This window comes from Streptomyces sp. NPDC044003, assembly GCF_056435185.1.
In genome coordinates this window covers 372906-394094 of the sequence record NZ_JBWKFA010000001.1, presented here as the reverse complement: position 1 = coordinate 394094, position 21189 = coordinate 372906, and the positions used below count along the sequence as shown (strand labels likewise).

The 21189-nt window shown below is 69.6% G+C and carries 23 protein-coding genes; 17 read left to right on the top strand and 6 right to left on the bottom strand.

Features of this window, described 5'->3' with window-relative positions; genetic code table 11:
• The first annotated feature begins 18 nt into the window (after positions 1-18).
• From prmC to AC07AW_RS01695, 15 genes are all read left to right on the top strand, one after another.
• On the top strand, positions 19-864 hold the full coding sequence (gene prmC / locus AC07AW_RS01765; RefSeq protein ID WP_478813544.1) for a peptide chain release factor N(5)-glutamine methyltransferase: 846 nt from the start codon (positions 19-21) through the stop codon (positions 862-864).
• 40 nt (positions 865-904) lie between these two features.
• Complete coding sequence (locus tag AC07AW_RS01760) at positions 905-1552, top strand: L-threonylcarbamoyladenylate synthase (RefSeq protein WP_478813543.1); 648 nt, start codon at positions 905-907, stop codon at positions 1550-1552.
• Complete coding sequence (locus AC07AW_RS01755; RefSeq protein ID WP_478813542.1) at positions 1549-2196, top strand: arsenate reductase/protein-tyrosine-phosphatase family protein; 648 nt, start codon at positions 1549-1551, stop codon at positions 2194-2196. The genes AC07AW_RS01760 and AC07AW_RS01755 overlap by 4 nt, the downstream gene beginning before the upstream one ends.
• A gap of 217 nt (positions 2197-2413) precedes the next feature.
• Positions 2414-3661, top strand: a complete 1248-nt coding sequence (locus AC07AW_RS01750; RefSeq protein ID WP_478813541.1) for a serine hydroxymethyltransferase — start codon at positions 2414-2416, stop codon at positions 3659-3661.
• 107 nt (positions 3662-3768) lie between these two features.
• On the top strand, positions 3769-5085 hold the full coding sequence (locus AC07AW_RS01745; protein WP_478813540.1) for an MraY family glycosyltransferase: 1317 nt from the start codon (positions 3769-3771) through the stop codon (positions 5083-5085).
• A 265-nt stretch (positions 5086-5350) separates the two neighbouring features.
• On the top strand, positions 5351-5764 hold the full coding sequence (locus AC07AW_RS01740; protein WP_478813539.1) for a hypothetical protein: 414 nt from the start codon (positions 5351-5353) through the stop codon (positions 5762-5764).
• Positions 5765-5989: 225 nt separating this feature from the next.
• Positions 5990-6799, top strand: coding sequence for a F0F1 ATP synthase subunit A (gene atpB, locus AC07AW_RS01735; protein WP_392156599.1), 810 nt, complete (start codon positions 5990-5992; stop codon positions 6797-6799).
• 91 nt (positions 6800-6890) lie between these two features.
• Positions 6891-7157, top strand: coding sequence for an ATP synthase F0 subunit C (gene atpE / locus AC07AW_RS01730; RefSeq protein ID WP_024761915.1), 267 nt, complete (start codon positions 6891-6893; stop codon positions 7155-7157).
• A 41-nt stretch (positions 7158-7198) separates the two neighbouring features.
• Positions 7199-7744, top strand: a complete 546-nt coding sequence (locus AC07AW_RS01725; protein WP_478813538.1) for a F0F1 ATP synthase subunit B — start codon at positions 7199-7201, stop codon at positions 7742-7744.
• A complete protein-coding gene (locus AC07AW_RS01720) occupies positions 7741-8556 on the top strand; it encodes a F0F1 ATP synthase subunit delta (RefSeq protein ID WP_478813537.1) in 816 nt (271 codons plus the stop codon). Before AC07AW_RS01725 ends, AC07AW_RS01720 begins: the two co-directional genes overlap by 4 nt.
• 150 nt (positions 8557-8706) lie before the next feature.
• Positions 8707-10305, top strand: a complete 1599-nt coding sequence (gene atpA, locus AC07AW_RS01715) for a F0F1 ATP synthase subunit alpha (RefSeq protein ID WP_478813536.1) — start codon at positions 8707-8709, stop codon at positions 10303-10305.
• 20 nt (positions 10306-10325) lie between these two features.
• Positions 10326-11243: a F0F1 ATP synthase subunit gamma gene (locus AC07AW_RS01710; protein ID WP_478813535.1), complete on the top strand. Its 918-nt coding sequence runs from the start codon at positions 10326-10328 to the stop codon at positions 11241-11243.
• Positions 11243-12685 carry a F0F1 ATP synthase subunit beta gene (atpD, locus tag AC07AW_RS01705; RefSeq protein ID WP_478813534.1) on the top strand — a complete coding sequence of 481 codons (1443 nt, stop codon included), beginning with the start codon at positions 11243-11245 and terminating at the stop codon, positions 12683-12685. The genes AC07AW_RS01710 and atpD overlap by 1 nt, the downstream gene beginning before the upstream one ends.
• Positions 12686-12797: 112 nt before the next feature.
• Positions 12798-13172 (top strand): F0F1 ATP synthase subunit epsilon, encoded by a 375-nt coding sequence (locus AC07AW_RS01700; RefSeq protein WP_478813533.1) that lies wholly within the window; start codon positions 12798-12800, stop codon positions 13170-13172.
• Between the two features lie 146 nt (positions 13173-13318).
• Complete coding sequence (locus AC07AW_RS01695; RefSeq protein WP_478814368.1) at positions 13319-13765, top strand: DUF2550 domain-containing protein; 447 nt, start codon at positions 13319-13321, stop codon at positions 13763-13765.
• 52 nt (positions 13766-13817) lie between these two features.
• On the opposite strand, the gene AC07AW_RS01690 is transcribed toward AC07AW_RS01695, so the two are convergent.
• The 3 genes from AC07AW_RS01690 to AC07AW_RS01680 form a co-directional block, all read right to left on the bottom strand.
• Positions 13818-15665 (bottom strand): glycosyl hydrolase family 18 protein, encoded by a 1848-nt coding sequence (locus AC07AW_RS01690; RefSeq protein ID WP_478813532.1) that lies wholly within the window; start codon positions 15663-15665, stop codon positions 13818-13820.
• A gap of 123 nt (positions 15666-15788) precedes the next feature.
• Positions 15789-16427 (bottom strand): response regulator, encoded by a 639-nt coding sequence (locus AC07AW_RS01685; protein WP_478813531.1) that lies wholly within the window; start codon positions 16425-16427, stop codon positions 15789-15791.
• Complete coding sequence (locus AC07AW_RS01680) at positions 16424-17620, bottom strand: sensor histidine kinase (RefSeq protein WP_478813530.1); 1197 nt, start codon at positions 17618-17620, stop codon at positions 16424-16426. The genes AC07AW_RS01685 and AC07AW_RS01680 overlap by 4 nt, the downstream gene beginning before the upstream one ends.
• Before the next feature lie 137 nt (positions 17621-17757).
• On the opposite strand from AC07AW_RS01680, the gene AC07AW_RS01675 reads away from it, so the two are divergent.
• A complete protein-coding gene (locus AC07AW_RS01675) occupies positions 17758-18381 on the top strand; it encodes a hypothetical protein (RefSeq protein WP_478813529.1) in 624 nt (207 codons plus the stop codon).
• Here the strand turns inward: AC07AW_RS01675 and AC07AW_RS01670 are convergent.
• The 3 genes from AC07AW_RS01670 to AC07AW_RS01660 are packed head-to-tail and all read right to left on the bottom strand — an operon-like array spanning position 18298 to position 20417.
• Positions 18298-18870 carry a cob(I)yrinic acid a,c-diamide adenosyltransferase gene (locus AC07AW_RS01670; protein ID WP_041131262.1) on the bottom strand — a complete coding sequence of 191 codons (573 nt, stop codon included), beginning with the start codon at positions 18868-18870 and terminating at the stop codon, positions 18298-18300. The genes AC07AW_RS01675 and AC07AW_RS01670 overlap by 84 nt on opposite strands.
• A 13-nt stretch (positions 18871-18883) precedes the next feature.
• Complete coding sequence (locus tag AC07AW_RS01665) at positions 18884-19633, bottom strand: ABC transporter permease (protein ID WP_478813528.1); 750 nt, start codon at positions 19631-19633, stop codon at positions 18884-18886.
• 10 nt (positions 19634-19643) lie between these two features.
• A complete protein-coding gene (locus AC07AW_RS01660; protein ID WP_478813527.1) occupies positions 19644-20417 on the bottom strand; it encodes an ABC transporter ATP-binding protein in 774 nt (257 codons plus the stop codon).
• Positions 20418-20515: 98 nt separating this feature from the next.
• Between AC07AW_RS01660 and AC07AW_RS01655 the strand changes: the two genes are divergently transcribed.
• Positions 20516-21154 carry a TetR/AcrR family transcriptional regulator gene (locus AC07AW_RS01655; RefSeq protein WP_478813526.1) on the top strand — a complete coding sequence of 213 codons (639 nt, stop codon included), beginning with the start codon at positions 20516-20518 and terminating at the stop codon, positions 21152-21154.
• Positions 21155-21189: the final 35 nt, after the last annotated feature.

Here is a 21189-nt window from a genome sequence, read left to right as displayed (position 1 = left end):
GCACCACGGAGGACCAGCGTGAACCTGCTGCTTGCCGAGGTGGCCCAGGCCACCCAGCGGCTGGCCGACGCCGGCGTTCCCTCACCGCGTTTCGACGCCGAGGAGCTCGCCGCGTTCGTGCACGGCGTCAAGCGGGGGGAGCTGCACAACGTCAAGGACGCGGACTTCGACGCCCGCTACTGGGAGGCCGTCGCCCGCCGGGAGGCCCGCGAGCCGCTCCAGCACATCACCGGCCGGGCGTTCTTCCGCTACCTGGAGCTCCAGGTGGGGCCGGGCGTCTTCGTGCCCCGCCCGGAGACCGAGTCGGTCGTGGGCTGGGCCATAGACGCCGTACGCGCCATGGACGTCGTCGAACCGCTCATCGTCGACCTGTGCACCGGCTCCGGGGCCATCGCCCTCGCGCTCGCCCAGGAGGTGCCGCGCTCGCGGGTGCACGCCGTGGAGCTGTCCGAGGACGCGCTCGCGTGGACCCGCAAGAACGTCGAGGGCTCCCGCGTCGCGCTGCACGAGGGCGACGCGCTCACCGCGCTCCCCGAGCTGGACGGCCAGGTCGACCTGGTCATCTCCAACCCGCCGTACATCCCGCTCACCGAGTGGGAGTACGTGGCGCCCGAGGCCCGCGACCACGACCCGGAGATGGCCCTGTTCTCCGGCGAGGACGGCCTCGACACCATCCGCGGCATCGAGCGGACCGCCCACCGGCTCCTTCGCCCCGGCGGCCTCGTCGTCATCGAGCACGCGGACACCCAGGGCGGGCAGGTGCCGTGGATCTTCAACGAGGAGGCCGGCTGGGCCGACGCCGCCGACCACCCGGACCTGAACAACCGGCCGCGTTTCGCGACCGCCCGCAAGGCGATGCCATGACCGCCATGACGAACGACGCGTACGAGGAGGCCGGGAACTGATGGCACGGCGATACGACTGCAACGAGGCGACCGACCGCGTGACCGGTCTGCGCGAGGCCGCGTCCGCCGTCCGCCGGGGCGAGCTGGTCGTGCTGCCCACCGACACCGTGTACGGGATCGGGGCGGACGCCTTCAGCAGCGAGGCCGTCGGCGACCTGCTCGCCGCCAAGGGCCGCGGCCGCAACATGCCCACGCCCGTGCTCATCGGCTCCCCGAACACCCTCCACGGCCTGGTCACCGACTTCTCCGAGCAGGCCTGGGAGCTCGTCGACGCCTTCTGGCCCGGCGCGCTCACCCTCGTCGCCAAGCACCAGCCGTCCCTCCAGTGGGACCTCGGCGACAGCCGGGGGACCGTCGCCATCCGGATGCCGCTGCACCCGGTCGCGATCGAACTGCTCACCGAGGTCGGCCCGATGGCCGTCTCCTCGGCCAACGTCACCGGCCACCCGGCGCCGGAGGACTGCGACGCGGCGCAGCAGATGCTCGGCGACTCCGTCTCCGTCTACCTGGACGGCGGCCCGACCCCCGGCATCGTCCCCTCGTCCATCGTCGACGTCACGGGCAAGGTGCCGGTGCTGCTGCGCGAGGGCTCGCTCTCCCCGGAGGAGCTCCGGAAGGTCGTACCCGACCTCGAGGTGGCCAGTTGACCGCCCCTGAGGGGCGTGGCATAGCGGGGTTCGACGACAGCAGCACCTTCCGCATCCTCCACGTCAGCACCGGCAACGTCTGCCGCTCGCCGATCACCGAGCGGCTGACCCGCCATGCCCTGAGCGTCCGCCTCGGCGACCCCCTCGGCGGCGGCCTGATCGTGGAGAGCGCGGGCACCTGGGGCCACGAGGGCGCCCCCATGGAGGCCAACGCCGAAATGGTCCTCGCCGACTTCGGCGCGGACTACAGCGGCTTCGTGGGCCGCGAGCTCCTCGACGAGCACGTCATCCGCGCCGACCTCGTCCTGACGGCGACCCGCGACCACCGGGCGCAGGTCATCTCGATGGGCCACTCGGCGGGCCTGCGCACCTTCACCCTGAAGGAGTTCACCCGCCTGGTCCGCGCGATCGACCCGGCGACCCTGCCGGACGCGCGGGACGAGGGCATGGTGGAACGCGCCCGTGCCCTGGTCCGCGCGGCAGCGGCTCTACGCGGGTGGCTCCTGGCCCCCTCGCTGGACGCCGACGAGGTCAACGACCCGTACGGCGCACCGATCACCTTCTTCCGCTCGATCGGCGACGAGATCAACGAGGCCCTGGACCCGGTGGTCACGGCGCTGACGGGCGTCTCGGCCCGCCGTTGACGGCCCGGGCCCCCGCCCGGCGGTCGGAGGCCGCCGCAGCGTCCCGATGCCTGGGAGGCCCCTCGGGGCCGAGCGGCGCGAGGGCGCGTCGGGGATCGGGTCCGGTGGTCACGGCGCTTACGGGTGTGAGCGCTCGACGCTGACGGGCGCTGTGGGGTGGTCTCCGGCTGGGTTCTTTCAGCGGGCGGGCGTGCGGGGGCCCGCCTACATTGGTGGCATGCCGGTCACCGCGCCCCCCGATGAGGAACTCGACGTCCTGCGCCGGCAGGACCCCGAGGTCGCCGATGTGCTGCTCGGTGAGGTGCGCCGGCAGGCCGACAGTCTGCAGCTGATCGCGGCCGAGAACTTCACCTCGCGGGCGGTGCTCGCCGCGCTCGGCTCGCCGCTCGCCAACAAGTACGCCGAGGGCTATCCGGGCGCCCGGCACCACGGCGGCTGCGAGTACGCCGACGCCGTCGAGCGGATCGCCGTCGAACGGGCCACTGCGCTCTTCGGAGCCGACCACGCGAACGTACAGGCCCACTCCGGCTCCTCGGCCGTCCTGGCGGCGTACGCGGCCCTTCTCAGGCCCGGTGACACGGTTCTGGCCATGGGTCTTGGGCACGGCGGGCACCTCACGCACGGGTCGCCCGCCAATTTCTCCGGACGGTGGTTCGACTTCGTGCCGTACGGCGTCGACGCCGAGACCGGGCTCGTCGACTACGAGCAGGTCGCCGCCCTCGCCCGCCATCACCGTCCCAAGGCGATCGTCTGCGGCTCGATCTCCTACCCCCGCCACCTCGACTACGCGATCTTCCGTGAGATCGCCGACGAGGTCGGGGCGTATCTGATCGCCGACGCCGCCCATCCCATCGGCCTCGTCGCCGGGGGAGCGGCCCCCAGCCCCGTCCCGTACGCCGACGTGGTCTGCGCGACGACGCACAAGGTGCTGCGCGGGCCGCGCGGCGGAATGATCCTGTGCGGCGAGGAGCTCGCGGGGCGGATCGACCGGGCGGTGTTCCCGTTCACCCAGGGCGGCGCCCAGATGCACACGATCGCGGCGAAGGCGGTGGCCTTCGGCGAGGCGTCCACCCCGGCGTTCACCACGTACGCCCATCAGGTGGTCGAACACGCCAAGGTCCTCGCCGCCGCGCTCGCCGCCGAGGGCTTCGCGCTGACCACCGGCGGCACGGACACGCATCTCATCACCGCCGATCCCGCCCCGCTCGGTGTCGACGGCCGCACCGCCCGCGCCCGGCTCGCCGCCGCCGGCATGGTGCTCGACACCTGTGCCCTGCCTCACGGGGAGGTGCGCGGGATCCGGCTCGGCACCGCCGCCGTCACCACGCAGGGCATGGGCGCCCCGGAGATGGCGAGAATTGCCGCACTGTTCACCGTCGCGTTGCGCGACGACGCCGCGGAAACGGCTCGGGTACGCGCGGAAGTACGGGAGATGACCTCCCGATTTCCCCCGTATGGGCCCTGACGGGAGACCGAGCGCAACCGTTCGGGAGGCACGTGTGTCTCCAAGCACATGGACGGCACGGCTAGGGTGTGGGGCTGAGATGGCCAGCGATTCCTGTGGGGCAGCCCGTGCGTGATTACCTGCTGACGCTCTGTGTCACGGCCGCGGTGACCTATCTGCTCACCGGTCCGGTGCGGAAGTTCGCCATCGCGACCGGCGCGATGCCGGAGATCCGCGCCCGCGACGTACACCGAGAACCGACTCCGCGGCTCGGTGGCATCGCCATGTTCTTCGGGCTGTGCGCGGGACTGCTCGTCGCCGACCACCTGCAGAACCTGAACAGCGTCTTCGAGCAGTCCAACGAGCCCCGCGCGCTGCTCTCCGGCGCCGCGCTGATCTGGCTGATCGGTGTCCTCGACGACAAGTTCGAGCTGGACGCGCTCATCAAGCTGGGCGCGCAGATGATCTCGGCGGGCGTGATGGTCGCGCAGGGTCTGACGATCCTGTGGCTGCCGATCCCCGGTGTCGGCACGGTCGCCCTCACCCCCTGGCAGGGCACGCTCCTGACGGTCGCCCTGGTGGTCCTCACCATCAACGCCGTGAACTTCGTCGACGGCCTCGACGGTCTCGCCGCCGGCATGGTCTGCATCGCCGCCGCGGCCTTCTTCCTGTACGCGTACCGCCTCTGGTACGGCTACACGATCGAGGCGGCCGCCCCCGCGACCCTGTTCGCCGCGATCCTCATGGGCATGTGCCTGGGCTTCCTGCCGCACAACATGCACCCGGCGCGGATCTTCATGGGCGACTCCGGCTCGATGCTGATCGGCCTGATCCTCGCGGCCTCCGCCATCTCGATCACCGGCCAGGTCGACCCGGACGCGCTGAAGATCTTCGAGGGCTCGACCCGGCAGGCCACGCACGCCGCCCTGCCCGTCTTCATCCCGCTCGTGCTGCCGCTGACGATCATCGCGATCCCGATGGCCGACCTGGTGCTCGCGATCGTGCGCCGTACGTGGAAGGGCCAGTCGCCGTTCGCGGCCGACCGCGGCCATCTGCACCACCGGCTCCTGGAGATCGGGCACTCGCACAGCCGCGCGGTGCTGATCATGTACTTCTGGTCGGCGCTCATCGCCTTCGGCACGCTGGCCTACTCGGTCCACTCGACGTCCATGTGGATCGTCCTCGGGGTCGTCGCGCTGAGCGCGATCGGCCTGGTGCTGCTCCTGCTGCCGCGGTTCACGCCGCGCGCTCCCCGCTGGGCCCAGTCCGTCGTGCCGCCCCGCTACCGCCGCCGCAGGCCGGCCGTCGTGCCGGCCGAGGCCGCCGAGGCCGCGGAGACCGTCGAGGAAGAGCGGGAGCCCGTGCCCGCCGGGGTCAACGGGGCGACCGCCATCGGTCACCGTTCGCGCTTCACCGACCGGAGTAAGGCCGGAGCGCGTGGTTGACGAAAGCCCCATCCAGGGCCAATAGCAGACAAGGTGCCCCGCTGTCGTGCACACACGCGCGGGGTCACTCTCATGTGTGACTGTTGGCACACCTTATGGGTAAAGACCTATTCAAATAGTTTGTGATACGGTTCACGAGACCCGGCGACAGTGCCGAAAGACCGTAGTGCGACGGTCTGTTGGCCCCGAGACCCACCTCGGACCGGGCTTACGCTCGTCCCTGACGACACCATCGCCCCCTCCCAGAGCAAGCGGAGACACCGCCATGCCGTCGAACGACGCACGCATCCTTCTGCACACCGCCGTACCTTCCGCAGCCGTCGGCGCCATCGCCACGGTCATCAGCGGGGTGGTCGCCGGTGGCAAGGGTGCGCTCGGTGCCGTCGTCGGCACCCTGGTGGTCATCCTCTTCATGGGAATCGGGCAACTGGTTCTCCAGCGGACGGCGAAGTCGCTTCCGCACCTCTTCCAGGCCATGGGGCTCATGCTCTACACGGCCCAGCTGCTGGTGCTCTTCATCTTCCTGGCCTTGCTGAAGAACACGACGCTGTTCGACTTCAAGGCCTTCGCCTTCACGCTGCTCGCGACGACCGTGGTGTGGGTCGCCGCACAGGCTCGGGCCTACATGAAGGCCAAGATCACGTACATCGACCCCGGAAACACGGGGTCCAAGTCGTGAAGGGTAGGGCCGGGATAAAGCCGCGTTCGGCTTCCTGCTATCGTCCGGTGCCAACTGCGGCACTGCGGACGCGGGCATCCGAAACGGCGCCTGTCCCAGCGAGAGGCTCGATGCCGAACCGCCGCCCCCTTATTCGTAAGACCAGTCCAGTGCCGACCCGCGGCTGCGCGCCGCGCCGACACAACGAGGTTGCCGTACCTATGCGCCACGCTGAAGGAGCCCGCGGTGAGTGCTGACCAGACGCTTGCCTTCGACCCGGATTGCCACATCTTCTCTGGATGTGGCTTCCCGGCGCCGGGCCTGCACACGTTCATGTACGAGCCCATCGCCACGGTGGCCGGCATCGAGATCACCAAGCCGATGCTGCTCGCCGTTCTCGGCTCCATCGTGGTCGTCGGGTTCTTCTGGGCCGCCTTCAACAAGCCCAAGCTGATCCCCGGCAAGATGCAGATGGTCGGCGAGGCCGGTTACGACTTCGTGCGCCGCGGCATCGTCTACGAGATCATCGGCAAGAAGGACGGCGAGAAGTACGTCCCCTTCATGGTGTCGCTGTTCTTCTTCGTCTGGATCATGAACCTCTGGTCGATCATTCCGCTCGCCCAGTTCCCGGTCACCTCGCTGATCGCCTTCCCGGCCGGTCTCGCGCTGATCGTGTACTTCATGTGGATCTCGCTCACCTTCAAGAAGCACGGCTTCGTGGGCGGCTGGAAGAACATCGTCGGCTACGACAAGTCCCTCGGTGCCATTCTCCCGATGGTCGTCGTCCTCGAGTTCTTCTCGAACCTCCTCATCCGGCCCTTCACGCACGCGGTGCGACTGTTCGCGAACATGTTCGCCGGTCACCTGCTGATCGTGATGTTCTCGCTGGCCACCTGGTACCTCATGAACGGCCTGGGCTTCGTCTACGCCGGCGCCTCGTTCGTGATGGTCCTCGTGATGACCGCCTTCGAGCTCTTCATCCAGGCCGTCCAGGCGTACGTCTTCGTCCTCCTGGCCTGCAGCTACGTCCAGGGCGCGCTCTCCGAGCACCACTGAGCCTCCCCGGCCCGTAGCTCCACCCCCGAAACCATCAGTCGTCCGGTGGCCAACCCCCATCGGGTCATTGAACAGAGAAGGAAGTAACGGCATGTCCGCTGCTCTCGACATGATCAACCTTGCCGCCGAAGGTGGCAGCGCCAAGACCAACGTCGTCGGCAACGTCGCGTCGATCGGTTACGGCCTCGCCGCGATCGGCCCCGGCGTCGGCGTCGGCATCATCTTCGGTAACGGTACGCAGGCGCTCGCCCGCCAGCCCGAGGCCGCCGGTCTCATCCGTACCAACCAGATCATGGGCTTCGCCTTCTGTGAGGCGCTCGCCCTCATCGGCATCGTCATGGGCTTCGTCTACCAGTAAGCCGGACCGACTGCCCGATTCTTTTTACGGAAGGCACTGATGTGAACGCTCTGCTTCTTGCGCAGGGTGAAGAGGCGCAGCCGCCTCTCATCCCGCATCTCGACGAGCTCGTCATCGGCCTGATCGCCTTCGTCATCGTCTTCGGCTTCCTCGCCAAGAAGCTCCTCCCGAACATCAACAAGGTTCTGGACGAGCGCCGCGAGGCCATCGAGGGTGGCATCGAGAAGGCCGAGTCGGCCCAGATCGAGGCTCAGAGTGTGCTGGAGCAGTACAAGGCCCAGCTCGCCGAGGCTCGCCACGAGGCCGCGCGTCTTCGCCAGGAGGCCACGGAGCAGGGCACCGCGATCATCCAGGAGATGAAGGCGGAAGGCCAGCGCCAGCGCGAGGAGATCATCACGGCCGGCCACGCGCAGATCGAGGCCGACCGCAAGGCCGCCTCTGCGTCGCTGCGTCAGGACGTGGGCAAGCTCGCCACCGACCTGGCCGGCAAGCTGGTCGGCGAGTCCCTCGAGGACACCGCCCGCCAGAGCCGCACCATCGACCGCTTCCTCGACGAGCTCGAGGAGAAGGCCGAGGCTGTCCGATGAACGGAGCGAGCCGCGAGGCACTGTCCGCCGCCCGTGAGTCCCTCGACGCGCTGACCGACAACACGCCGGTCGACGCCACGAAGCTCGCGGACGAGCTGGCCGCCGTCACCGTGCTGCTCGACCGCGAGGTGTCGCTGCGTCGGGTCCTGACCGACCCCGCGCAGGCGGGTGAGGCCAAGGCCGAGCTCGCGCAGCGACTCCTGCGTGGACAGGTGGGCGGCGAGACCGTCGACCTGATCTCGGGCATGGTCCGCTCCCGCTGGTCGCGCTCGCGTGACCTCGTCGACGCGACCGAGGAGCTGGCGAACACCGCCGACCTCACCGCGGCGCAGAAGGCGGGCGCGCTGGACAACGTCGAGGACGAGCTGTTCCGGTTCGGCCGGATCGTCTCCTCCAGCACCGAGCTCCGCTCGGCGCTGACGGACAAGGCCGCCACGGCCACCGCCAAGGGCGCGCTGCTGCGTGACCTGCTCGGCGGCAAGGCCCACGCGACCACCGAGCGTCTGGTCGTCCGTCTGGTGACCCAGCCCCGGGGACGTAGCCTGGAAGCGGGACTCGAGTCCCTGTCCAAGCTCGCCGCGGCGCGCCGGGACCGGATGGTCGCCGTCGTCACCTCGGCGGTGCCGCTGTCGGACCGGCAGAAGCAGCGCCTCGGTGCCGTACTGGCGAAGCTGTACGGCCGCGAGATGCACCTGAACCTGGACGTGGACCCCGCGGTCCTCGGCGGGATCACGGTGCGGGTCGGCGACGAGGTCATCGACGGTTCCATCGCGGAGCGCCTCGGCGAGGCGACCCGTCGACTGGCCGGCTGACGGCAGCGACCACAGCAGCACCAGCAGCACAGCAACACAGCAACACCAGCGGCCCGGTTGGGCCGTGCAGAGATTGCAGAAGATTCCTGGGGGTCGGCCCCCAGACCCCTTAAGAAACTTCGGGCCCAACAAGGAGAGCAGGGAACCCAGATGGCGGAGCTCACGATCCGGCCGGAGGAGATCCGGGACGCACTGGAGAACTTCGTCCAGTCGTACCAGCCGGACGCGGCCTCGCGCGAGGAGGTCGGCACGGTCAGCCTGGCCGGCGACGGCATTGCCAAGGTCGAGGGTCTTCCCTCGGCCATGGCGAACGAGCTGCTGAAGTTCGAGGACGGGACCCTCGGTCTCGCGCTGAACCTCGAAGAGCGCGAGATCGGTGCGATCGTCCTCGGCGAGTTCAGCGGCATCGAGGAGGGTCAGTCGGTGCAGCGCACCGGCGAGGTCCTCTCTGTCGGTGTCGGTGAGGGCTACCTGGGTCGCGTCGTCGACCCGCTCGGTAACCCGATCGACGGTCTCGGCGAGATCGCGACCGAGGGCCGCCGCGCCCTCGAGCTGCAGGCCCCGGGCGTTATGGCCCGTAAGTCGGTCCACGAGCCGATGGAGACCGGCTACAAGGCCGTCGACGCCATGACGCCGGTCGGCCGTGGTCAGCGTCAGCTGATCATCGGTGACCGTCAGACCGGCAAGACCGCGCTGTGCATCGACACGATCATCAACCAGCGCGACAACTGGCGCTCGGGCGACGTGAACAAGCAGGTCCGCTGCATCTACGTCGCCGTCGGCCAGAAGGGCTCGACCATCGCGTCCGTTCGCGGCGCCCTGGAAGAGGCCGGCGCGCTCGAGTACACGACGATCGTCGCCGCCCCGGCGTCCGACCCGGCCGGCTTCAAGTACCTGGCGCCGTACACCGGTTCCGCCATCGGTCAGCACTGGATGTACCAGGGCAAGCACGTCCTGATCGTCTTCGACGACCTGTCGAAGCAGGCCGACGCCTACCGCGCCGTGTCGCTGCTGCTGCGCCGCCCGCCGGGCCGTGAGGCCTACCCGGGTGACGTCTTCTACCTGCACTCCCGTCTCCTCGAGCGCTGCGCGAAGCTCTCGGACGAGCTCGGCGCGGGTTCGATGACCGGTCTGCCGATCGTCGAGACGAAGGCCAACGACGTCTCCGCGTTCATCCCGACCAACGTCATCTCCATCACCGACGGCCAGTGCTTCCTGGAGTCCGACCTGTTCAACGCCGGCCAGCGTCCGGCCCTGAACGTCGGTATCTCGGTCTCCCGAGTCGGTGGCTCCGCCCAGCACCCGGCCATGAAGCAGATCGCCGGCCGCCTCCGCGTGGACCTGGCCCAGTTCCGTGAGCTGGAGGCCTTCGCGGCCTTCGGTTCCGACCTGGACTCGGCCTCGAAGGCGCAGCTGGAGCGTGGCCAGCGCATGGTCGAGCTGCTCAAGCAGGCTCAGTACCAGCCGATGCCCACGGAGAACCAGGTCGTCTCGGTCTGGGCCGGCACCACGGGCAAGATGGACGACGTCCCGGTGGTCGACATCCGTCGCTTCGAGGCCGAGCTCCTGGCGTACCTCCGCCAGAACCACTCCGGTCTCATGACCTCCATCCGTGAGGGCAAGAAGATGTCGGACGACACCCTGACGGCCGTCGCCGACGCCATCGCGGAGTTCAAGCAGCAGTTCGAGACCTCTGACGGCAAGCTGCTCGGCGCGGACGCTCCTGCCGCCGTCAACGTCTCGAAGTGACGACGGAAGGGACCTGACTCATGGGAGCGCAGCTCCGGGTCTACAAGCGTCGCATCAAATCCGTCACCGCGACGAAGAAGATCACCAAGGCGATGGAGATGATCGCCGCCTCGCGTGTCGTCAAGGCGCAGCGCAAGGTGCAGGCGTCGACTCCGTACGCGACCGAGCTCACGCGCGCGGTCACGGCGGTGGCCACGGGTGCGAACGACAAGCACCCGCTGACCACCGAGGCGGAGAACCCGAGCCGTGCCGCGGTCCTGCTCCTCTCGAGCGACCGTGGTCTGGCCGGTGCCTTCAACTCCAACGCCATCAAGGCGGCGGAGAAGCTCATCAAGCAGCTGGAGGGCGAGGGCCGCGCGGTCGACATCTATGTCGTCGGCCGCCGCGGTGTCGCGCACTTCAACTTCCGTGAGCGGAAGCTGAGCGACACGTGGACCGGCTTCACGGACGAGCCCACGTACGCGGACGCCAAGAAGATCGCGGCACCGCTGATCGAGGCGATCGAGAAGGACACGGCCGAGGGTGGTGTGGACGAACTCCACATCGTCTACACCGAGTTCGTCTCGATGATGACCCAGACGGCGATCGAGGCCCGGCTGCTGCCCCTCAGCCTCGACGAGGTGGCGAAGGAGGCCGGCGAGCCGGACACCCTCCGTCCGCTGTACGACTTCGAGCCGTCGGTGGAGGACGTCCTCGACGCCCTTCTGCCGCGCTACGTCGAGAGCCGGATCTACAACGCGCTGCTCCAGTCGGCTGCTTCCAAGCACGCCGCCACGCGCCGCGCGATGAAGTCGGCGACCGACAACGCGGGAGACTTGATCAACAACCTCTCCCGACTTGCCAACGCGGCCCGCCAGGCCGAAATCACCCAGGAAATCAGCGAGATCGTCGGTGGCACCGCAGCCCTGGCCGACGCGACCGCGGGGAGTGACAAGTAATGACGACCACTGTTGAGACGGCCGCCGCCACGGGCCGCGTCGCCCGGGTCATCGGCCCGGTCGTCGACGTGGAGTTCCCCGTCGACGCGATGCCGGAGATCTACAACGCCCTGCACGTGCAGGTCGCCGACCCGGCCGAGGAGGGCGCGCTCAAGACGCTGACCCTCGAGGTCGCGCAGCACCTCGGTGACGGCATCGTCCGTACCATCTCGATGCAGCCCACCGACGGTCTGGTCCGCCAGGCCCCCGTGGTCGACACCGGCAACGGCATCACGGTGCCCGTCGGTGACGTCACCAAGGGTCGCGTGTTCAACACGCTGGGCCAGATCCTGAACGAGCCCGAGGCCGAGTCCGAGGTCGGCGAGCGCTGGTCCATCCACCGCAAGGCCCCGGCGTTCGACCAGCTCGAGTCGAAGACCGAGATGTTCGAGACCGGCCTGAAGGTCGTCGACCTTCTCACCCCGTACGTCAAGGGTGGAAAGATCGGTCTGTTCGGTGGTGCCGGTGTCGGCAAGACCGTTCTGATCCAGGAAATGATCATGCGTGTGGCGAAGCTGCACGAGGGTGTTTCCGTGTTCGCCGGTGTCGGTGAGCGTACGCGTGAGGGCAACGACCTCATCGCGGAGATGGAGGACTCGGGCGTCCTCGACAAGACCGCCCTTGTCTTCGGCCAGATGGACGAGCCCCCGGGCACCCGTCTCCGTGTGGCCCTCGCCGGTCTGACCATGGCGGAGTACTTCCGCGATGTGCAGAAGCAGGACGTGCTGTTCTTCATCGACAACATCTTCCGCTTCACGCAGGCCGGTTCCGAGGTCTCGACCCTGCTCGGCCGTATGCCCTCCGCGGTGGGTTACCAGCCGAACCTGGCCGACGAGATGGGTCTCCTCCAGGAGCGCATCACCTCGACCCGTGGTCACTCGATCACCTCGATGCAGGCGATCTACGTCCCCGCCGACGACCTCACGGACCCGGCGCCGGCGACCACCTTCGCCCACCTCGACGCGACGACGGTTCTCTCCCGTCCGATCTCCGAGAAGGGCATCTACCCGGCCGTGGACCCGCTGGACTCCACGTCCCGGATCCTGGACCCGCGCTACATCGCGCAGGACCACTACGACGCCGCCACGCGCGTCAAGGGAATCCTGCAGAAGTACAAGGACCTCCAGGACATCATCGCGATCCTCGGTATCGACGAGCTGAGCGAGGAGGACAAGCTCGTTGTCCACCGCGCCCGCCGTGTCGAGCGCTTCCTGTCCCAGAACACCCACGCGGCGAAGCAGTTCACCGGTGTGGACGGTTCGGACGTTCCGCTCGACGAGTCGATCGCCGCGTTCAACGCGATCTGCGACGGTGAGTTCGACCACTTCCCGGAGCAGGCGTTCTTCATGTGCGGTGGCCTTGAGGACCTCAAGAACAACGCCAAGGAGCTCGGCGTCTCCTGAGCCTCGTGCTCGCCCGAGGGGGACGGGATCCGTCTCGTCCCCCTCTCCACGCCCCCTAGAATTGACCCCAACACCCGGCACGACCGCCGGGTGGTGACCCGAGGAGCCACCCTTGGCTGCTGAGCTGCACGTCGAGCTGGTCGCCGCGGACCGGAGTGTCTGGTCCGGCGAGGCCACCCTGGTCATCGCGCGTACCACCTCCGGCGACATCGGCGTCATGCCCGGCCACCAGCCGCTGCTCGGTGTGCTGGAGTCGGGCCCGGTGACCATCCGTACGAGCGAGGGCGCGACCGTCGTCGCCGCCGTCCACGGCGGATTCATCTCGTTCGCCGACGACAAGCTGTCTCTGCTCGCGGAGATCTGCGAGCTGGCGGACGAGATCGACGCCCAGCGCGCCGAGCGCGCGCTGGAGCGTGCGAAGACGGACTCCGACGCCGCCGCCGAGCGGCGCGCCGAGGTCCGGCTGCGCGCGGTAGCGGTCCGCTAGCGGACCGCGCCGAGCAGGAGTGCCCTCAGCCGCGGCACGATCCGGAATTTTCCGGACCGTGTCGCGGCTGAGGCGATGCAGATGCAGGTTGTATTCGGTTCTGCCGGCGGTGCCGGCTACGGGACGCAGCGAGGAGGTCGGTGAAGATGTTCCTCGCTCTGCTCGTGTGCGGCATCGTCGTCGCACTGGTGGTGATCGGGCTCTTCGTCTTCGGCTTGCGCCGGAGACTGATCCAGCGCGCCGGCGGCACCTTCGACTGTTCGCTGCGCTGGAACATCCCCGACGAGCCGGATCCGACCGGCAAGGGCTGGGTGTACGGCGTCGCCCGCTACAGCGGTGACGAGATCGCCTGGTTCCGTGTCTTCTCGTACGCGCCCCGCCCGCGCCGGGTCCTGGAGCGTTCCTCCATCGTGGCCCTTGAGCGCCGGATGCCGGAGGGCGAGGAGGAGCTCGCGCTGCTCTCCGACGCCGTGATCCAGCCCTGTATGTACGAGGGCGTCCGCCTGGAGCTCGCGATGAGCGAGGACGCCCGGACGGGTTTCATGGCCTGGCTGGAGGCGGCGCCTCCGGGGCAGAGAGTGAACGTGGCCTGAGGCATGAGGAAGCGGGGACGGCGTGCTGCGCCGTCCCCGCTTTTTTGTGGCCCTAGTTCAGGCCGGTGTTGATCGCGCCGACCAGTTCGCCGTTGCTGGTGTCACCGCTGAACTCCCAGAAGAACGCTCCGCCGAGGCCCTGGTTCTTGGCCCAGCTCATCTTCGAGTTCACGGTGGCGGGGGTGTCGTAGCTCCACCAGTTGGTGCCGCAGTGGGCGTACGCCGTGCCCGCGACGGTGCCGTTGGCCGGGCAGGAGTTCTTCAGGACCTTGTAGTCCTCGATGCCCTGCTCGTACGTGCCGGCCGCCGGGCCCGTCGCCGTGCCGCCCGGGGCGGACTGGGTGACGCCGGTCCAGCCGCGTCCGTAGAAGCCGATGCCGAGCAGCAGCTTGTTGGCGGGGACGCCCTTCGCCTTGAACTTGGCGATCGCCTCGGCGGAGTTGAAGCCCGCCTGCGGGATGCCGGCGTACGAGGTGAGCGGGGAGTGCGGGGCCGTCGGGCCCTGCGCCGCCCAGGCGCCGAAGAAGTCGTACGTCATGACGTTGAACCAGTTCATGTACTGCGCCGCGCCCGCGTAGTCGGCGGCGTCGATCTTGCCGCCGGCGGAGGCGTCGGCCGTGACGGCCGCGGTGACCAGGGCGTTCGCACCGAACTTGGCCCGCATGGCCTGCATCATGTTCTTGAAGGAGGCCGCGCCGCTGGTGTCGCAGGACAGACCGCAGGCGTTGGGGTACTCCCAGTCCAGGTCGATGCCGTCGAAGACGTCGGCCCAGCGCGGGTCCTCGACCAGGTCGTAGCAGGACTGGGCGAAGGCGGCCGGGTTCTGCACGGCCTGGCCGAAGCCGCCGGACCAGGTCCAGCCGCCGAAGGACCAGAGGATCTTGATGTTCGGGTAGGCCTTCTTCAGCTTGCGGAGCTGGTTGAAGTTGCCGCGCAGCGGCTGGTCCCAGGTGTCGGCGACGCCGTCCACGGACTGGTCGGCGGTGTAGGCCTTGTCGTAGTCGGCGTAGGAGTCGCCGATGGTGCACTTGCCGCCGGTGACGTTGCCGAAGGCGTAGTTGATGTGGGTGATCTTGGACGCGGAGCCCGAGGTCACGATGTTCTTCACGTGGTAGTTGCGGCCGTAGACGCCCCAGTTGGTGAAGTAGCCCATCTTCACGGCGTTCGGGAGGGGCTGGCCGCCGCCTCCGCCGGTGGTGTGGACGGCGACCGGGCCGGCGGCGGGGCCGGTCTGGTCGATCGTGTCGCGGGCGACGACGGTGTACGAGTAGTCGGTGCCGGCGGTGAGACCGCTGTCCGTGAAGGTGAGGCCGGTGGTGGTGGTCACCTTGGTGCCGTCGCGCAGGACGTCGTAGTTCTTGACGCCCTTGTCGTCGGTGGCCGCGGTCCAGGTGAGCTTCGCCGAGGTGTCGGTGATGTTCGAGGCGACCGGGGTGCCGGGTGCGGAGGGCGGATTGTCGCCCGGCTGGGTGGTGCCGTCGCAGGGAGCGCCGTTGATCTTACAGCCGCTGGGTGCGCCCGGGCCTGCGCCGTTGTAGCCGAAGGAGACGGAGGCGCCGGGGGCGAGGGTGCCGTTCCAGCCGACGTTCTTGGCGGTCCAGTGGGTGCCGGAGCTGGTGACGGTGGCGTCCCAGGCGGAGGTGACGGAGGTGCCGGAGGGGTAGTCCCACTCGACGGTCCAGGAGGAGAGGGTCGTGGTGCCGGTGTTCTTCACCGTCCATTTGCCCTCGAAGCCGGTGCCCCAGTCCTGGGTCTTGGCGTAGGTCGCGGTGGCCGAGGCGGCGGCTTCGGCGGGGGAGGCGAGGCCGACCATGGCGGCCAGCGGCAGGATCAGGGCGGTCAGTCCGGCGGCGGTCCGGTGTCTGAACCCTGCTCTGCGCGTCGGTGCTTGAGTGCTCAACGGTGCTCCTCAAGTTGCGGACGGACAAGGTGGGGGTGGTCCGTGAAGATGCGCGCGCCCCGCGAGCGTAGGAAGGTCTGGACCAATCGTCAAGAGGTCCAGACCAGCGTCGGCAAAGTTCTTCTAAACCCCCAACTCCTGTGCCAGTACGGCCGCTTGGACCCGACTCCGCAGCTCCAGCTTGCCGAGCACCTTGCTGACGTGCGTCTTCGCCGTCGCCTCCGCCATGTCCAGCCGGATCGCGATCTCCGCGTTCGACAAACCCAGGCCGAGCGCCGAGAGCACCTCCCGCTCCCGGGGCGTCAGCACGTCCAGTACGGCGGAGTCCGCCACCGGACGGCGCGGGGCCGCGAACTCCGCGATCAGCCGCCGCGTCACCGCCGGGGCGATCAGCCCCTCACCGCGCCCCACCGTCCGCACCGCCGTGATCAGGTCCTTCGCGTCCGTGTCCTTCAGCAGGAAGCCCGAGGCCCCGGCCCGCAGCGCCCCGAAGACGTACTCGTCCAGGTCGAAGGTCGTCAGGACGAGCACGTCGGCGAGACCCTCCGACACGACCAGACGGGTCGCCGTCACCCCGTCCATCCGGGGCATCTGCACATCCATCAGGACCAGGTCCGGGCGCAGTTCGCGCGCCAGCTCCACCGCCCGCTCGCCGTCCGCGGCCTCGCCGACCACCTCGATGTCGGGCGCGCTGCCCAGGATCAGCACGAGCCCCGCCCGTACCGCCGACTGGTCCTCGGCCACGACCACCCGGATCGTCATGCGTTCTCCGCCCTCTCGTCCGCGGGCAGTACGGCCCGCACCTGCCAGATCGCGCCCGCGGCCGCCGCCCGGAACTCCCCGCCCAGCAGCTCCGCGCGCTCCCGCATCCCCACCAGACCCGAACCCGTCCCGGGCGCCGACGGCCCCGGCCGCCTGCCGTACGGCGAGTCGACGGCCACGGTCAGGACCCCGTCGCCGCGGCCGACCCGCACGGTGACCGTACCGGGGGAGGCGTGCTTCACCGCGTTGGTCAGCGACTCCTGCACGATCCGGTACGCGGCCAGCTCCACCGGCGCCGGCAGGGCGGCGCCGTCCGCGGGCCGGGTGTCCTCGAGGACGAACTCCAGGGCGCCGGACGAGCTGTTCGTGCGGGCGCGGTCGAGCAGACCGTCCAGCGCGTCGAGGCTCGGCACCGCCCCCGGTTCCGCGTCCCCGCTGCTGTCCCGCAGGAGCCCGATGAGCCGCCGCATCTCGGCGAGGCCCGCCACGCTGTTCTCCCGGATCACCGTCAGCGCCTGCCGGGTGGTGGCCGGTTCGTCGAGGGAGAGCGCGGCCGTGGAGTGGATCGCGATCGCCGAGAGGTGGTTCGCCACCATGTCGTGCAGCTCGCGCGCCATCCGGGCCCGCTCGGCCACCACCGCCTGCGCCCGGTCCATCTCGGCGAGCAGCGCGGTCTGTTCGGCCCTCAGCCGGGCGGCGTCCGCCGCCTCGCGGTGGTTGCGGACGATCGCGCCCGTGATCGCGGGGAGGAAGGAGATCATGCCGGTGATGACCCCGATGAGCAGCGCGTACGCGTTCTGCCACCAGACGAGGAAGCCGATCGTCACCCCGATGGTGACGAGACCGGTGGAGTACGGGACACGGCGGGCGTGGGCGGTCGGCCCGTACACGACGGCCGCGTAGACGACGTCCGTGAACATCAGGACGGTGGCCAGGCTTCCGTACGTGAACTGGTCCGCGACGATCGCGAGCGTGCCGACCGTCAGCGCCGCCCTGGGCGCCGTCCGGCGCATCGCCTCGCACCCGGCCATCACCACGAGCGGCACGAGGGTCGCCCAGCGCTGGGTGAACAGCCGGTCCACCTGGGTGTGCAGACCGAACGACCAGAGGAGCAGGCCGCCGACGAGGCCGGTGGCGGCGATGAGCAGGTCGACGCGGTGCGGGCGGGGGAGTGTCACGTACTCATCCAACATGCCGCACCGGGCCGGGACCTCCTCGCCCGGGCCGATCCGTCCCTCCGCCGAAGGATGTAGACGCGATTCCTCACCGGCGACGACGAACCGGGCCCGGTCCCACGGGACGCTGAAGGGGCACCGAAAGGGGAACCGCCGTGATCGTCACGCTGATCGTGCTCTGCGAGGTCGGCTTCTGGGTCCTGCTGGCCGCCGGCCTCGCCACCCGCTACCTCCTGAAGATGCCCCGCACGGGTATGGCGCTGCTGCTGTGCGAGCCGGTCCTGGAGGTCGTGCTCCTCGTCGTCACCGCGATCGACCTGAAGAACGGTGCCGACCCCGGCTGGGAGCACGGCCTGGCCGCGCTCTACATCGGCTACACCGTCGGCCACGGCCACCGCACCGTGACGTGGCTCGACCGCCACGCCGCCCACCGCCTCGGCGGTGCGCCGCCGCCCCCGAAGCCCCCGAAGTACGGCATGGCACGCGCCCGCCACGAGGGCAGGATCTGGCTGGGCTCGCTGGTCGGCGGCGCCGTCGCCACCGTCCTCCTGCTGCTCGCCGTGTGGTACGTCGGCGACGACGGGAACACCGACGGCCTGTGGAGCTGGATGTTCGCCGCGTGGCGGGCCGTCGGCATCCACGGCCTGATCGCGCTCAGCTACTTCGTCCGCCCGAAGAAGGACCCGGCCGGTGGGTCAGCGGTCCCCGCCCGGGACCCAGAGCACGTCCCCGACCTCCTTGTTCGCCGTCCGGGCAAGGATGAAGAGCAGGTCCGATAGCCGGTTGAGGTACGTGGCGGTCAGGGCGTTCATCGTCTCGCCGTGCACCTCCAGGGCCGCCCAGGTGGAGCGCTCCGCCCGCCGGACCACCGTGCACGCCTGGTGCAGCAGGGCCGCACCGGGCGTGCCGCCCGGCAGGATGAAGGAGCGCAGCTTGTCCAGCTGCTCCAGGAAGCGGTCGCAGTCGGCCTCCAGCTTGTCGACGTAGCTCTGCTCCACGCGCAGCGGCGGGTACTCGGGGTTCTCCACCACCGGCGTGCAGAGGTCCGCGCCCACGTCGAAGAGGTCGTTCTGGATCCGGACGAGGACCTTCACGAGCTCCTCGTCGAGCTGCCCGAGGGCGATGGCCGTCCCGATGGCGGCGTTGGCCTCGTTGGCGTCGGCGTAGGCCGAGATCCGCAGATCCGTCTTGGCGGTCCGGCTCATGTCACCGAGCGCCGTGGTGCCCTTGTCGCCGGTACGGGTGTAGATACGCGTCAGATTGACCATGGGTCCAGCCTAGTTACGCACCGGCGCTCCGGAAGGTGCGTGTGCCGACCGTCACGGCCAGCGCCGTCAGTCCGAGGGCGACGAGCACCCCGTACAGCATGGTCGGCGTCGTGTAGTGGCCGATGTACGCCTCCCGCACCGCGTCCACCAGATAGCGGAACGGCATGAAGTGCGAGACCACGTCGAGCCAGCCGGGGGCGAGGGCCATCGGCAGCATCAGGCCCGAGAGCAGCATCGCCGGCATCGCGAGCGTGTTGATCGCGGGTCCGAACTCCTGCGGGGTGCGCAGCTTCAGGGCCAGTGCGTACGAGAGCGAGGCGAGGGCGGCGGAGAGCAGGGCGACGAAACCGAAGCCGAGGAGGATCCCGGCGAGCGGCGCCCTCAGGCCCATGGGGATCGCCACCAGGACGAGCAGGACCGCCTGGAAGACGAAGAGCGCGGCGTCCCGCAGGATCCGGCCGAGCAGCAGGGCGAGGCGGCTCACCGGGGTGACCCGCATCCGGTCGAACACGCCCCAGCTCTTCTCCATGATGATCGAGAAGCCGGCGAACGAGGCGCCGAAGAGGCCGAGCTGGAGCAGCAGGCCGGGGACGAGGATCTGCCAGGAGTCGCCCTCGCGGCCCAGCGGGAGGCCGGTGAGCAGCGGTCCGAAGAAGAGCAGGTAGAGCAGCGGCATCAGGGTGCCGAAGAAGATCTGGAACGGGGAGCGCAGGGTCTGGCGGGCGTAGCGCCCGAAGAGCAGCGCGGTGTCGCGGAACAGCATCACGGGTCTCCTAGACCGCTACGGGCGTGGTGTCGACGGGGGCGGGGCCGCGGCCGGTGACGGCGAGGAAGGCCTCCTGGAGGGTGGTCGCGCCGTGCGCGGCCTTGAGGCCCGCGGGGCTGTCCTCGGCGACGACCGTGCCCTTGTCCACGACGACGATCCGCTCGGCGAGCGCGTCGGCCTCGTCGAGGTAGTGGGTGGTGAGGACGACGGTGGTGCCGTGCTCGTCGCGCAGCCGCCGCACCAGCGCCCACAGGTCGGCACGGCTGCCGGGGTCGAGGCCGGTCGTCGGCTCGTCGAGGAAGAGGACCTCCGGGCGGTGGGTGAGCCCCATCGCGAGGTCGAGCCGGCGGCGCTGGCCGCCGGAGAGCGCCGGGGTCCTGCGGTCGAGGAGCTCGGTGAGGCCGAGGTCGGCGGCGAGCTCCTCGGCGCGGGCCGCCGCGGTCGTCCGGTCCAGGCCGTAGAGCCTGCCCTGCATGACGAGCTCGGAGCGGACGGTCTCCTGGGGGTCGAGGCCGCCGGACTGGGCGACGTACCCGATGCGCCGGCGTACGGCGGCGGGGTCGCCGACGAGGTCGTGGCCCGCGACGGTGGCGGCGCCGCCGGTGGGCGGGAGGAGCGTCGTGAGCATCCGGAGGGTGGTGGTCTTGCCGGCGCCGTTGGGGCCGAGGAGTCCGAGGATCTCGCCCGGCCGGACGGTGAGGTCGATCCCCCGGACGGCCTCCACGGGGCCGTTCTTGGTCGAGAAGGTCCGGGCGAGCCCGGACGTGCTGATGATGGGCATGGCGACCACAAAAACAGAGTCACTGAAATTTTGCAACGCCACCAAAAATTCAGAGGCGCCGAAATTTCAGGGAGCCTACGATTGCCTACGATGGAGTCATGGCCGAGGGACTCAGGGAACGCAAGAAGCGCGAGACGAAGCAGCGGATCTCGGACATCGCGACCGGGCTCTTCCTGGAGCACGGCTTCGTCACCGTGACCGTCGCGGACGTCGCCGAGGCGGCGGACGTCTCCGTCAACACCGTGTACAACTACTTCCCGGCGAAGGAGGACCTCTTCCTCGACCGGATGGACGGCGTCACCCAGCGCCTCGCCCGGATGATCCGCGGCCGCGACCGCGGCGAGTCCGCCGCCCAGGCGGTCCTGCGGGAGCTCCGCCAGGACATCGGGGCCGTCTCCCCGGCGTACGGACTCATGGACGGCTTCGACCGCTTCATGCACGTCATCGAGCACGCGCCCACCCTCAAGGCCCGCCTCTTCCGACTGCGGGACCAGGTCCAGGAGGCCGTCGTGACCACCCTGCGCGAGGAGACCGGCGCGGCCGCCGACGACCCGCTGCCGCTGCTCGTCGGCGGCCAGCTCGCCTGGATCGAGGCCACCGTCGTCGGCTACATCACCGGTGAGATGACCGCCGGACGCAAGGCGACGACCGTCTCCCGCGAGGCCCTCGTCCTCCTCGACGAGATCGAGGAACTGCTGAGCGAGAAGGTCCTGACGTACGCGGTGCGCGAGGACTGAGACCTCCGCCGCCGGTGCGCCGCGTACGTCAGGAG

Excerpts from the sequence above, each read along its gene's own strand:
- AC07AW_RS01760 (WP_478813543.1), top strand. The coding sequence starts at position 905 with ATGGCACGGCGATACGACTGCAACGAGGCGACCGACCGCGTGACCGGT.
- AC07AW_RS01750 (WP_478813541.1), top strand. The coding sequence starts at position 2,414 with ATGCCGGTCACCGCGCCCCCCGATGAGGAACTCGACGTCCTGCGCCGG.
- AC07AW_RS01740 (WP_478813539.1), top strand. The coding sequence starts at position 5,351 with ATGCCGTCGAACGACGCACGCATCCTTCTGCACACCGCCGTACCTTCC.
- atpE (WP_024761915.1), top strand. The coding sequence starts at position 6,891 with ATGTCCGCTGCTCTCGACATGATCAACCTTGCCGCCGAAGGTGGCAGC.
- AC07AW_RS01720 (WP_478813537.1), top strand. The coding sequence starts at position 7,741 with ATGAACGGAGCGAGCCGCGAGGCACTGTCCGCCGCCCGTGAGTCCCTC.
- atpA (WP_478813536.1), top strand. The coding sequence starts at position 8,707 with ATGGCGGAGCTCACGATCCGGCCGGAGGAGATCCGGGACGCACTGGAG.
- AC07AW_RS01710 (WP_478813535.1), top strand. The coding sequence starts at position 10,326 with ATGGGAGCGCAGCTCCGGGTCTACAAGCGTCGCATCAAATCCGTCACC.
- atpD (WP_478813534.1), top strand. The coding sequence starts at position 11,243 with ATGACGACCACTGTTGAGACGGCCGCCGCCACGGGCCGCGTCGCCCGG.
- AC07AW_RS01695 (WP_478814368.1), top strand. The coding sequence starts at position 13,319 with ATGTTCCTCGCTCTGCTCGTGTGCGGCATCGTCGTCGCACTGGTGGTG.
- AC07AW_RS01685 (WP_478813531.1), bottom strand. The coding sequence starts at position 16,427 with ATGACGATCCGGGTGGTCGTGGCCGAGGACCAGTCGGCGGTACGGGCG.
- AC07AW_RS01680 (WP_478813530.1), bottom strand. The coding sequence starts at position 17,620 with ATGTTGGATGAGTACGTGACACTCCCCCGCCCGCACCGCGTCGACCTG.
- AC07AW_RS01670 (WP_041131262.1), bottom strand. The coding sequence starts at position 18,870 with ATGGTCAATCTGACGCGTATCTACACCCGTACCGGCGACAAGGGCACC.
- AC07AW_RS01665 (WP_478813528.1), bottom strand. The coding sequence starts at position 19,633 with ATGCTGTTCCGCGACACCGCGCTGCTCTTCGGGCGCTACGCCCGCCAG.
- AC07AW_RS01660 (WP_478813527.1), bottom strand. The coding sequence starts at position 20,417 with ATGCCCATCATCAGCACGTCCGGGCTCGCCCGGACCTTCTCGACCAAG.
- AC07AW_RS01655 (WP_478813526.1), top strand. The coding sequence starts at position 20,516 with ATGGCCGAGGGACTCAGGGAACGCAAGAAGCGCGAGACGAAGCAGCGG.